Below are 12,577 nucleotides of genomic sequence, written 5' to 3' on the forward strand. Positions count from 1 at the left end.
TTTTGTGGTTTCTATTCATTTCTGATAGCTGCTAAGGGGCTTAGCTTCATAGCTCTTACAGCCGGGAAGAAACCTGCCAGCATACCTACTAAAACAGCAAATACCACTGCAGACCCGGTAAGCCACAAAGGAATTCTGGAAATATCTCCTTCCACTCCTACCATTGTTTTGCTGATTCCTGCAAAGCTGTTGACAATCACTGAAATGAAATAGCTTAATCCAATTCCTGTAATGCCGCCCATACATCCAATAAGGCCTGACTCAATGAGAAACATATTTCTAATATTCCCCATATCGCAGCCCAGCACCTTCATTACGCCTATTTCCTTTGTCCTTTCATAAATAGACATCATCATGGTGTTGGCGATTCCGATGGCAGCCACGAACAAAGAAACTGCGCCGATTCCTCCCAGAACCATCTGAGTCATATTAGACTGCTGTTTTGTCTGCTCCATCCACTCAGAATTACTCTGAGCCTGAAACCCCATGTCTGTAATCGTCTGTTGTACCTGCTTTACATTTTCCGCCTCATCTACAAAAACCTTAGCCGTTTCATAGATAAAATAATTATAAGGCTTTCCCTTTTTATTCGTAGGCTGACCTGGGATTGGCTTTTTCTTGAAAATTTTCTTCAGCTGGCTTTTTAACTGCTCTACATCAGTATAAACATTATAGTAGTACTCGTTCCACTGATTGCCCTCTCCTCCGTCCACCATGGCCGCCACAGGCACTAAGTACTTTTTTGGGGGCTTTACTGAGGAATCCTCTGATGGCGATTGAGACTGATACCATGCGTCTGTGTCAAATATTACAAACACCGGCTTTCCCATTAAATCTACGTCAGAGGTTTCTGTATTGCTGCCTCCCATCATATAGTAGCCGCTGCTTTTTCCGTCTGAGAAATTTTGAGGCACCCAGTTTCCCACTACCATTTCCAATTCCTTTGAATCAGCAGCGGGAAGACTGCCCTGGCCTAATGGAATTTCTTCCATATACTCCCTGGTAACGCCTATCAGATTAACATTGGCCCGATACTTTCCCTGTATCATCATTACATATGTGCTGAGCATAGGAGTTACAGACTTTACATGAGGAAGCCTGCGGAAAGTTTCTATCGTCTCATCCTTCATATAATTCGGCTCCTCAGAGCTGTTCTGCTGAGAATAAATATCGCAGTACACATCAATGGCCGTCATGCTGCCATAAGATGCCACTAACTCCATCTGCAGCTCCTTCATGCCAATGCCTAAAGAAATCATCACTACAATGGAAGCAGTGCCAATAATAACGCCAAGGACGGTGAGAGCCGTCCTTAGCTTCCTTCTTCTTAAATTATTAACGCTCATAGAGAGAAGGTCAAGAAATCTCATCCTCTATCTCCTTTTCCTCTTCCTCCTGCTTTTTCTTCTTCCTTCTTTTCAGTTCCACAAATACGGCTGCAAAAGCTAAAAAGGCTCCGCACAGAACTACTGTCACAGCAATTTTGTGTTTTCCGAAAAAGCCAGAATCAGCCTCCAGATCATCCATGTTTCCTGCCTCTATATCCCAATTTTCCTCTGGCATCTGCTCTATTACATTAAGGAGCAGAGACTTTTCGATTTCTGTTACTGTTCCGTTTTCATCTTCATAGGAAATTGTAATGGGAATTGTGCCGTCGTCTGTTGTAGGCGCAATTCCTGTCAGCATAACGTCTACATTTCCGCTTTCTCCCGGTTTAATATTTCCTACATAAGCGTCTGCCGGGTTAATAGAATCTGCCTCAAAATGCACCATCACATTATATAAAATTACTTTTCCCGTATTATTAATAGGAAACATTACATTGCTTTCTGAGCCTACAGTAATAGTGTCAGGCATAATCTCAAATGTGCCGATATTCATTCTGGCAATTTGTTTCACAGGAATGTCTATAGACACAGTAGCCTCTGCATTTTTAAATTCCGGGCTGTCGTAAGTCTCTTTAATTGTAAGGGCATAAGATCTTTGATCCACTCCTGCCCCTGAAGACATTTTCATCCGCAGCTCTGTTGTCTCTCCAGGATTTAGCCTGTTTACCGTCACAGATGAAGCTCCTGATTCCATAGAAAAAATAGCGCTGTCAGAAACCTTCTCCGACTCAAAGGCAAACAAAATATTAGTGGCCGCAATGTCAGAGGATGCATTTTTCATGTGGAGAATCAGCTCAAATTCCTCCCCTGCAATAATAGTTTCAGGCACAGTTTCAAACCTGTCCACCACTAATCTGGCCATGGTTCTGTCATTTTTGTCAAATTCTCCTAAATCATCTTCCTTTTCTTTGTTGTGGACTCTCACATAAAAGGTGCGCTCCACACTTTCAAAGGGGCCTGATCCATTGGAGCTGTCTCTGTAATAGATTTTTGTCTTTATAGGATAATATCCTGTATATACGTCTGATCTGATGGCCATGCTGTATGGCAGCTCCACCGTTTGTCCTGCTTCTATTTTATCAAAACGTCTGTCGTAATTTACATCGTTAATCTCAAAAGGATACTTGTCCTTGTCCTCGCTTAATTCCAGGCTGACCGTCACATCATAAAGCTCCAGCTTGCTGGCGTTTCTCATGTTGATTTTAAAATCCATTACATGAGGATATGTGCCGTCGGGAGTACTTTGTCCTTCCCCCAGAACAAAGTCTACTGTGCCGTCGTCTATATCGTCGTCATCCGATGTATCCGTAGATTTTTTAATCCAAATATTAATCCACTCGTCCCGGTATCCACTGTTTTCGCCCTCAATTCTAATATTGACTCTGTAGTATCCGTCGCTTAAATCACGGCGTACTCTGGCGGACAAGGTAACGTGCTTAGACTGGCCGTCCTTAATTTTACCTACTTTTTTTCTCTCGTTAAAAGTATCCTGCCCTATTTCAAATGGAAAATCATCTGATAAATTGCTGCTGTCGTCAGTTTTATCCCCGTAAAAATCATTGTCCGGAGAAATGGACACCCAAATGTTTTCATCATCCTCAAATTCTCCGTTATTAGTAATAATCAAGGGGATACTCATTATCTTCCCTGTCTTTCCTGAGGGAGATTTATCTGTATGTATAAATTCATTATTGGAAATATCTGCATATCCGGCATAGGCTGATATTTCAAAACCAGGCAGGACTCCCGTAAGTCCCACTGCTCCTGCCAGACAGAAGGTCAAAAAGCGCTTTATGCCCCGATTCCATTTCATTTCCCGTTGTCCTCCTCACACTTCTCATCTGGGGGATGTAAATTTTCCTCTATCTTCCAAATCTTTCCGTCTACAATATGAATTTGCTTATCAGCAAAAGAGGCAAGGTGGTTGTCGTGAGTAACCATAATTAAAGTCTGGTTTCTCTCTCTGACAATCGTCCTCATAAGCTTCAGCACTTCCATTGTGGTTTTTGAGTCCAGGTTTCCCGTAGGCTCGTCTGCAAAAATAATCTGAGGCTCCACCACTAACGCCCTGGCAATTCCCACTCGCTGCTGCTGTCCTCCGGACATTTCGTTGGCCCTGTGGTTCATCTGCTTTTCCAGGCCTACCAGCTTTAAGTATTTTTTCGCCTTAGGCTCCCTCACCTTTTTAGAAACGCCTCTGAAGGTTAAAGGCATAGCCACATTCTCCCAGGCATTCATTGTCTGTATCAAATTATATGACTGAAAAATAAACCCTACGTGCTCTCTGCGAAAAGTAACCAGCTGGCGCTCTGTCATCTTTTCAATATGAGTGCCTGCGATTACAATCTGCCCCTTCGTAGGCTTTTCAAGACCTGCCAGCATATTAAGCAGCGTAGACTTCCCAGAGCCTGACGGCCCTACAATAGCGCAGAATTCCCCTTTTCCAAGCGTAAAGTCCACCCCGTTAAGGGCATATACTTTTGTGGTTCCCACCTTATAAATTTTATACAGATTGCTTACCTGAATAATCGGCTGCTGTTCCTGTTCCAATAAATATTCTCCAATCTGGCATAGGCCTTTTTTTCTGCAGTTTTATAATATCACGAAAGCCATTTCCTGTCTTTAGAGAAATTTTTAATATTACTTACATATTCCTTACTTAAAATAATTCCTCTTCTGCTTCTTTTAAAATATCTCTCAAACTTTCTCTGGCGTCTAAAATCTTTCCCTCATTGTGGGAATTTAAGGCTTCCTCAAACTGTCTCATATAAAACTCAATCTGACGCCTCACATCCCCTGTGCTTTCCTCATAAAGCCGTTCTCCTCTTAACAGCAGCAGTTTGTTTTCTTCCTTATCTCTGGGCTGTATTTTCAAATAAGCCAGCTCTTCCATTCTCTCTGCAATCTGCTGGTCTGTCATTTCATTATCCTTGCCCTTTATAATCTGCTTCTTTTTCACCCCTGTGGAAAGGACGAAAACCTCCACCTCCAAAATAGAGTTAATGTCATATGTATATGTAACGTCTACAGACTCTGCTCCCGCTTTATTTTTAGGCACTGCAATATGAAGTTCCCCCAGCAAAAGGTTATTGTCTGCAAACCGGCTTTCCCCCTGAAGTACCCTGATATTTAACTGGGTCTGGTCGTCATAAACTGTATAAAACCGCTCTGTTCTGCTGGCGGGAATCACTGTATTTCTCTCAATAATAGGGCAGAAATGGCCTGCCTCAAAATATCCCTTAGACCTTTCCACCACTACCTCTGTGCCCAGGGTAAAGGAACATACGTCTGTGAGAATTACTTCCTTAACCGCCTGATTTCTCTCTTTCATAGCAGCCTGAATAGCTGCGCCTAAAGCCACAGCTTCGTCAGGATTTACAGTAATATCAGGAAATTTGCAGAAAAGCCGCACCACAAACTCTCTGATTACCTGAAGCTTTGTAGCTCCTCCAACTAAAACAACTACATCTATATCTTTAACCTTTAAGTGAGCGTCGGAAATACTTCTCTTTACAGATTTTCTGATTCTTTCCAGCAGGTTCTCACATTCTCTGGCATATTGGCTGTATGTAATTTCAGCCTCCTTTACCTCCCCGTCTATACTGCAGCTCATAGTAACAGCTGTTTTTCCGGAAATATTCTTCTTGCTTTGCTCTGCCTGTCTGCGGACGGCTGACCGTGTTTTCCCGTCCAGCTTTTCCTTATCTATCTGGACTTTTTCCAGAAACAGCTTTTCCATTACATCTGTAAAGTCTTCGCCGCCCAGATAATTGTCCCCGGCTACAGCCCGCACCTCCAGAATATTCTCATACAGCTCTAAAATGGAAACATCAAAGGTTCCCCCTCCCAAATCAAACACCAAAAATCTTGTATTTCTGCTTTTCTCATAAAGTCCGTATGCAATAGCGGCTGCAGTGGGCTCGCTGATAATGCGCTCCACCTGAAAGCCTGCCAGCTCCCCGGCACGCTTTGTGGCTTTTCTTCTTTCATTGTCAAAATAAGCGGGCACGCTGATTACAGCCTCTATCACCGGCTCTCCCAAATAGCTTTCCGCGTCTTCCTTTAAAGTCTTTAATACCAGGGAAGACAGCTCTTCCGCGGAAAACTTTTTTGCTCCCAGTTTAAACTCCCGTCCGCTTCCCATACTTCTTTTAAATGTGTCAGCTACAGTATCCGGGTATAAAGCTCTCCGCTCTATTGCCGTCTCCCCCACATATACATTATTGTCCTCATCTATACTGACTACAGAGGGAGTTAAATTCTTTCCCAGACGGTTAGGAATGATTTTTGGTCCCTCCTCTGAAAAATAAGCGACCAGACTGTTTGTCGTTCCCAAGTCGATTCCCACTATCATTTCTGTCTCTTCCTCCTATAACTGCTCCTTTTCCACTTCTCTTATAATGGCAGATCTCCACTGGCTGCGCCGTCCTATTTGATCCAGCCGTTTCCAACCTTCCAGGGCTTCCTCTCTGCTGCCCTTTAAATCTTCCAGCAGAATATCCATCTCAGCCTCTTCTATACATATAGGCTTATCGCACTGACGGCATCTGAAGGCCGCCTTCATTTTTTGTATATATTGTTCAGCCCGCTCCAGCTGTCCGCTAAAAAGACACATTGCAATACAACGGTAAAGGATGGCCCTGGAATAATATAAGTCGCTAATGTGCTCCTCATTAAGGTAATCCCTGGATTCCTTGCTTTTCAGCCCCTCTTCAGCAATTTTAGCAGCCTGAACCTTATCCTTTTTAAACCAATAGAAAAACTCTGCCAGCTCTTTTAAGGCGTCTTCATAATCATCCATATCCCCTGAATCTTTTGCCGCCTTTACAGACTGGAAAAAAGCTTTTTCCGCCGCCTTTAATTTTCCCTGACATGCCAGCAAATTTCCCTTTGTGCTGTAATACGAATAATCGTCAATTTTTCCTTCCTCCAACGCCTGGGAAATAGTCATGGAGCAAACTCCCATATCCCTTTTGTTGGCCGCCTTTTTATTGCAGGCATCCGCTTTTTTCAAATCATCCATACTCATATAAATATCAGTAGCTTTTTCATAAAACTTGGCAGTGCCGGAGCCATACGCCTTTTTCAGGCATTCTAAGGCTTCCTTAAATTTTCCCATTTCTTCATATACATCCGCCAGTTTCTGAAGAAATTTCTTTCTTCCTGGAAACCTTTCGCAGCACTCCTCATAAACCTTGGCCGCCTTTTCATATTCTCTAATCTGATAATATAAAACCCCAAGCTCTTCGTAGAAAAATGCATTATCCTCATCTTTTCCCAGCTGGAAAGCCTTTTCCAGCATTTTTCTGGCCTGCTCATACTGTCCCTGATATCTGTAGGTCCGCCCGGCATTACAGTACGCGTATCCGTTTTCCGGATCTAGCTTAGCTGCTTCCATAAAATCAGCCTCAGCCTTATCCCATACGCAGCCGTTTAAATACAAAATTCCCCTGGCAATGTAATAGTAGGCCTCCTGAGTCAGTTCCAGCTGGCGGTCTGCATGGACAATTCCCTTTTCCAAATATTTTTTGTCTCTTTTGTTTTCCAAAAGCCAGCTGTAAATATCTGTAAGCATATCGTTTGCCCTGGCATCCTCCGGGTCCAGCTCCAGCATCTTTTCAAAAAGAGGAATGGCCTCCTGCCTTTTTCCCATATGAACATAGCAGTCCCCAATTCCATAGTATAAACTGGGCACGTCCTCATACTCTTCCCTGCATTTTTCATAACATTCTAAAGCTTCCTCATATTTTCTGTTGCCCCTAAGCATCAAGGCCTCAATCCAAATATAATAGATACTTTCCTGATCTATTTCTCTGGCCTTTTTCACCATGGCAAGAGCCTCTTCCTTATCCCTTAACTGGTCGCAGCATAAGCTGATTTCCAAATATGTATCTGCCTTTTGGGATTCTGTTAATTTATTTTCCGGCTCTTCCTCTTTATGGTTTTTCTCTAAAATGTCTCTCAGCATCTTACGGCTTTTTTCCACATCTTCTCTTGTCTCCGGATGCTTTCTTAATGACTTGGCCTTATAATACTCAAACAGCAGGCTGGAAATATTCTGCTCCTTTGCCATCTCGTCTAAATTCTTCAGCCTGTCTGGATAATCCAGTTCACAGTACACCTCTGCCGCCAGCTCATACATTTTTACATATCCAGGGTAAAGGCCGTGCATAGCATAAAAATCATCTATCACACCTCTGGCGTCCTTTAACCCGCTGTAGCACTCCTGGCGCATCATATATGCCGGGAAATAATCCGGCTCTTTTTCCAAAACTTCAGTGCAAAAATCTATTGCAGCCTTAAAATCCTCTTTCAGCTTTTTCACCCTGGCTGATTCCATAAGCACGCCTTTGTGGTCTGACATTAATAAACCTGCTTTTTTCAGTTCTGCCTCAGCCTGGTCTAACAGCTGTGTTTTGTCCTTCTCTGTTTCCCACTGATCTTCATAAAGACGGGCCAGAATAATATTCACCGACACTCTGTTCCCTATTTTTTCTTCCTTTTCCTCGCCTTCTAAAGATTCTGTTTTTTTCTCCAGAATATTCTCCAGCTTTTTCAGACACTCCTCAGCCTCTTTAAACTGATTTAAGCTGTAATGCATTTTCTGCAACAGATTATAATATTCCTCTTCATCTTCCTTCTCAGGCTGATTTTTAGAAAGAAGACCAATTCCTTTTTCTGATCTGTCATTTTGAAGATAACACCAGCCTAAATCCAGCCTTACCTTCATATTTTCCGGCTCCTCCTCAACCTGGTTTTCTAAAGATAAAATCAGGTTTTCATTGGCAGCCTCCAGCTGCTCGTCCAACTCCTTGCTTCTGGCCCCTGTGCGGAGAGCGCTGATTGTATAATCCTTAGACTTTTTATAATCCTGCTTCTCCAAATAATAAGCTCCCAGCTTTTGATTAGCCAGCACATGCTGAGGAGTTATGTCAAGCACCTTTTGGAAAAATTCTGCCGCCTCGTCGAAATGCTCTGTATCCCATTTCACTCTGGCCGCTATATACACAACTCTTTCGTCATCTCCCAGAAGACTTACTACCTGGTCTACAATTTGATTGGCCTCATCCTTCCTGCCCTCCAGACAATATACTCTGGCCCGCTCCAGCTCCATATATGGATGGCGGATTTCCAAAGCGTCCGCCTGCTGTAAAATAGACTTTGCTCCCTCTAAAGAGCCCTCCTCCATTTTATCTGACAGTTCAAAAAACAGACGGATAAATAAATCATACTCCCCCTGGTCGTCTCCCTGAAAATGTTCATAAGGAAGCCAATCTCCTTTTTCGCATCTTACGGCTACAAAGTCTACAAAATTTTTAGGGAATTCCTCATAAAGAGCCTCTTTTTGCTCCCCAAAGCCCCATGTCTCCCCAATTTGCTTCCACACCTGTGAAGGCAGGCGGAAATGATTTGCCAAAAAGTTGAGAAGTCCCTTTCTGCACTCTTCCTCAGTATCCAGATTCATACAGATTTCCCTGGAAAATAATTCCCTCCACTCCTCCAAATCCTGTCTTCTTTTTATAGAACTGTACACTGCCTCAATATCTTTCAGCCAGGCCTCTGTCTCCGTCAGTTCCCTCTCCTCTTCCTGGTCCTCTTTTCTCACGTACTGACATGCTGTTTCATAAGCCTCCCTAAGGCTTTTAAACCCTTCTGGATCGTCCTCCGGATTTACATTTACTAATTTTTCCCTGTAGGCCTTCCGGATGCTGTCTTCATCCTTACACATATCTATCCCCAATATTAAAAACGCCTGCTTATCATCCATGAATTCTACACTCCTCCTATGTTTATACAAAATTTTTATGTAAAAATTTTATCTTCAAATTTTAATTCTGATTTAGACTCTTAACAGCTTTCTAGCCAGGGAAAAACCGGCTCCTGCAAAGCTGCAGGTATAAAGCAGCTCTTTTCTAAAATCCACGGCGCCTAAGGCCAGTTTTAGTCCTCCCGCCATACCCCTCCACTGTTCCGGATTTTCAGGCAGCTTATTTAAGGCTATCCCTGATACAAATACTGCTGCCGCGCATAAAAGGAAGGGCAGAAATCCTCTTCCCACATCATATTTTTTCAGCCGCACTTCCCCTCCAAAAGACTTCTTAGACAAAATCCACAGGCTCCAGATCAGGCCAATTAACACAGTCCCTGCCGCTGCGCCTAAATAAACAGCCAGACTGTAATTTTTATCTGCAGCCATTGTCTCAATACTGCCAAGACCTTCTCTTCCTGTCCAGAATGTCCATGTCATCAGCCCTGTCATGCCTGCCATTAGAACAAATGAAATAAGCTGCATACACCTGGAAGCAAACACCAGGATTTTTCCCATTTTCTGCGCACCTTTATGACCTATGCTTTTTCCTTTTCTTCTGGACCTTCCTCTTTTTACTTTCCTGCCGGAAGGCCGTTTTCTGCCTTCTGTTCTCTGTCTTTTCCGGCTTATCCTTTTTTCTTCTATGTAATCATCTTCAAGGAGCTCTGCTTCCTCTGCCTCCTTATTTTCATCTAAATATTCCCTCTGAAAATTCTCTTCCGGATCTTCTTCCATCTGTAAATTCAGGGAAGCGCCGCAGTGATTGCAAAAATTGCCTGTTGCCTCATGGCCGCATTTACGACAAATCATCTGACTGTACCTCCTTTATTTTTCTTCGTTTGTATTGCACATTGCTTCCAGTACAATAACAGTACGCCGCTATGGGTAATCATACCACATTTTAGGTAAAAATGATAGTAATAAAGAATCCCTGAAAGAGGCCGCATAAAACTACCCTCCTTCAAGGATTTCATTATAATTTTACTTAAAAATATAGATTTTTCTCAGCTTATATTATTAATACACACGGATAATTCCAGAAATTTCCTTTAAAACTGACATTCCCTTTACTATGGCGATAGCGTCGTTAAAATGGCTTTCCAGCACCTTATCTGTGATGATCACCAGCTCTGCAATGCCGTCCCGGCTTTTCTTCTGAACAACCTGGGCGATGCTCACGTCGTTATTGCCCAGCACCCCGGCAATATTGGCCAAAGCGCCGGCCTTATCCAGCACCTGAATTCTCATAAAGTAGCGGCTTTCTGTGGAGCCGATCTCCTTTACAGGCACCTGCCTGTAGCAGCTGCATCCCGTTCTTCCACAGCAATCGTGAAGAATATTTCCCATAGTGTCAATAATATCTCCCACAACTGCGCTGGCCGTAGGCATCTCTCCTGCCCCTCTTCCCATAAACATTGCGTCCCCGCAGGCCTCTCCATGTACAAACACTGCATTAAAGGAATCCTTAACAGACGCCAGGGGATGACTGTCAGGCAGGAGCACAGGGTGAACCTTTACCTCAATGCCATCCTCTGCCTCTCTGCCCATGGCAATCAGCTTTACTACATAGCCGAATTCCTTTGCGTACCGAATATCTTCTGCTGTTATTTTCGTAATTCCTTCAGTGTGAACCTGGGAAAATGTAACCCTGGAATGAAAGGCCATAGATGCCATAATAGCCAGCTTTCTGCCTGCGTCATATCCTTCCACATCAGAAGTAGGATCTGCCTCGGCATACCCTAAATCAGTAGCCAGCTTTAAGGCCTGTCCATAGTCCATCCCCTCGTCTGACATTCTGGTCAGAATGTAATTGGTGGTGCCGTTGACAATTCCCATAACCTCTGTCAGCCGCCCGGCTCCTAAGCTTTGCTTTAAGGCCCGCACAATGGGAATAGCGCCGGCCACAGCCGCCTCATATTGAATATCTCCTTTAAATCTTCCCGCCTGATCCATAACCTGCTTTCCGTGCTCAGCCAGCAAGTCCTTATTGGCCGTCACCACCTGCTTGCCTGCGGCAAGGGCCTCCATCATATAGGTAAGAGCCGGCTCAATGCCTCCCATAACCTCTACTACAATCTGTATTTCAGGATCTTTTACAATCTCCTCCCAGTTGTCAGTGAGAATATCCTCAGGAATTCCCGGCCTTTTTTTACTTTTATTTCTCACCAAAATTTTCTTTATTTCCAGACTGGCTCCAGTTTGACTTAAAATTTCGTCCTTCAGCTGTTCTGCCAGCTTATATACTCCTCCGCCTACAGTTCCAACACCTAAAAGAGCGGCCTTAATCACTTTTTTATCCATGCTTTACCTGCCTTCCTCTGTATCTCCTTAGATTTTTCTCCTATTATACACATACAAAGCTATTGAGTAAACTCTTTTTTTCATCCTGTATTTTCCCTGCGCCCCTTTTATTGCAGGAAATATTGTCCTATGATACAATAACAGACAGGGCCTGCAAAAACACTGGCCTGGCAGTTACTATATAATACTCTGGAGGACTTAAAATGAAACTATGGGAAACACTTAAAGAATTTTTAGTAATTACTTTTGCAACTATCATTGTAGCATCAGCTGTCTTTTTCTTTATGATTCCCAGCCAGGTATCAGTGGGAAGTATTTCCGGTTTAGCCATAATATTAGCCAACATCATACCATTAAAAATTTCTCTGATTACCTTTATTCTGAATACCTTTCTGCTGATTGTAGGCTTTCTGTTTATCGGAAAAGATTTTGGGCTTAAAACAGTGTATACTTCCATTTTGCTTCCTTTTGTTTTAGGAATATTGGAGCTTCTTTTTCCCAACAATCTGTCCATAACAAATGATCCCTTTTTAGATGTAATCTCTTACATTTTTTTAGTCAGCGTCGGTCTAGCAATGCTGTTTAACCACAATGCCTCCTCCGGCGGCCTGGATATTGTGGCAAAGCTGCTGAACAAATACCTGCATATGGAATTAGGCAAGGCTATGTCCTTAGCAGGCATGTGCGTAGCCCTTTCATCAGCTTTCTTTTATGATAAGAAAATTGTAGTTCTCAGTATACTGGGCACTTATTTAAACGGAATTATTTTAGATCACTTTATTTTTGGATTTAATGTAAAAAAACGGGTTTGTATTCTTTCAGAATATGAAAAAGAAATTAAAGACTTTATTCTCCACAGTCTTCACAGCGGCGCCACTATTTATGAAGCCATGGGCGCTTATGATAATAAAATCAGAAATGAAATTGTGACTATTGTAAATAAAAGCGAGTACGCCACGTTAATGTCCTTTATTTCCAAAACAGATAAAAACGCCTTTGTCACTGTATATACAGTAAATGAAATTATTTACCGTCCTAAGAAATGATTTAAAAACAAGCCCCCTGAGAAAATTCTCAG

At 42.8% G+C, this 12,577-nt stretch carries 8 protein-coding genes; 1 reads left to right on the forward strand and 7 read right to left on the reverse strand.

Annotated features, from left to right (window positions below; genetic code table 11):
- Positions 1-11 precede the first annotated feature (11 nt).
- From C1A07_RS01385 to C1A07_RS01415, 7 genes are all read right to left on the reverse strand, one after another.
- Positions 12-1,370, reverse strand: coding sequence for an ABC transporter permease (locus tag C1A07_RS01385; RefSeq protein ID WP_101875512.1), 1,359 nt, complete (start codon positions 1,368-1,370; stop codon positions 12-14).
- Positions 1,357-3,201 (reverse strand): COG1361 S-layer family protein, encoded by a 1,845-nt coding sequence (locus C1A07_RS01390; protein WP_101875513.1) that lies wholly within the window; start codon positions 3,199-3,201, stop codon positions 1,357-1,359. The genes C1A07_RS01385 and C1A07_RS01390 overlap by 14 nt, the downstream gene beginning before the upstream one ends.
- Positions 3,198-3,938, reverse strand: coding sequence for an ABC transporter ATP-binding protein (locus C1A07_RS01395; protein WP_101875514.1), 741 nt, complete (start codon positions 3,936-3,938; stop codon positions 3,198-3,200). Before C1A07_RS01395 ends, C1A07_RS01390 begins: the two co-directional genes overlap by 4 nt.
- Positions 3,939-4,047: 109 nt before the next feature.
- The gene (locus C1A07_RS01400) at positions 4,048-5,742 is read right to left on the reverse strand and encodes a molecular chaperone HscC (protein WP_101875515.1); all 1,695 of its coding nucleotides are present in this window, start codon (positions 5,740-5,742) and stop codon (positions 4,048-4,050) included.
- A gap of 15 nt (positions 5,743-5,757) precedes the next feature.
- Positions 5,758-9,156 carry a J domain-containing protein gene (locus C1A07_RS01405; RefSeq protein ID WP_101875516.1) on the reverse strand — a complete coding sequence of 1,133 codons (3,399 nt, stop codon included), beginning with the start codon at positions 9,154-9,156 and terminating at the stop codon, positions 5,758-5,760.
- Positions 9,157-9,228: 72 nt separating this feature from the next.
- The gene (locus C1A07_RS01410; RefSeq protein ID WP_101875517.1) at positions 9,229-10,008 is read right to left on the reverse strand and encodes a hypothetical protein; all 780 of its coding nucleotides are present in this window, start codon (positions 10,006-10,008) and stop codon (positions 9,229-9,231) included.
- A gap of 207 nt (positions 10,009-10,215) precedes the next feature.
- Positions 10,216-11,499 (reverse strand): homoserine dehydrogenase, encoded by a 1,284-nt coding sequence (locus C1A07_RS01415; RefSeq protein WP_101875518.1) that lies wholly within the window; start codon positions 11,497-11,499, stop codon positions 10,216-10,218.
- Positions 11,500-11,702: 203 nt separating this feature from the next.
- Here C1A07_RS01415 and C1A07_RS01420 point away from each other — a divergent pair, with 203 nt between their 5' ends.
- Complete coding sequence (locus C1A07_RS01420) at positions 11,703-12,545, forward strand: YitT family protein (protein ID WP_101875519.1); 843 nt, start codon at positions 11,703-11,705, stop codon at positions 12,543-12,545.
- Positions 12,546-12,577: the final 32 nt, after the last annotated feature.

Source organism: Lachnoclostridium edouardi, assembly GCF_900240245.1.
GTDB classification, from domain to species: domain Bacteria; phylum Bacillota; class Clostridia; order Lachnospirales; family Lachnospiraceae; genus Lachnoclostridium_A; species Lachnoclostridium_A edouardi.

Bases quoted from the DNA above. Each gene is read 5' to 3' on its own strand.
- C1A07_RS01385 (WP_101875512.1), bottom strand. From the start codon at position 1,370: ATGAGATTTCTTGACCTTCTCTCTATGAGCGTTAATAATTTAAGAAGA.
- C1A07_RS01390 (WP_101875513.1), bottom strand. From the start codon at position 3,201: ATGAAATGGAATCGGGGCATAAAGCGCTTTTTGACCTTCTGTCTGGCA.
- C1A07_RS01400 (WP_101875515.1), bottom strand. From the start codon at position 5,742: ATGATAGTGGGAATCGACTTGGGAACGACAAACAGTCTGGTCGCTTAT.
- C1A07_RS01405 (WP_101875516.1), bottom strand. From the start codon at position 9,156: ATGGATGATAAGCAGGCGTTTTTAATATTGGGGATAGATATGTGTAAG.
- C1A07_RS01410 (WP_101875517.1), bottom strand. From the start codon at position 10,008: ATGATTTGTCGTAAATGCGGCCATGAGGCAACAGGCAATTTTTGCAAT.
- C1A07_RS01415 (WP_101875518.1), bottom strand. From the start codon at position 11,499: ATGGATAAAAAAGTGATTAAGGCCGCTCTTTTAGGTGTTGGAACTGTA.
- C1A07_RS01420 (WP_101875519.1), top strand. From the start codon at position 11,703: ATGAAACTATGGGAAACACTTAAAGAATTTTTAGTAATTACTTTTGCA.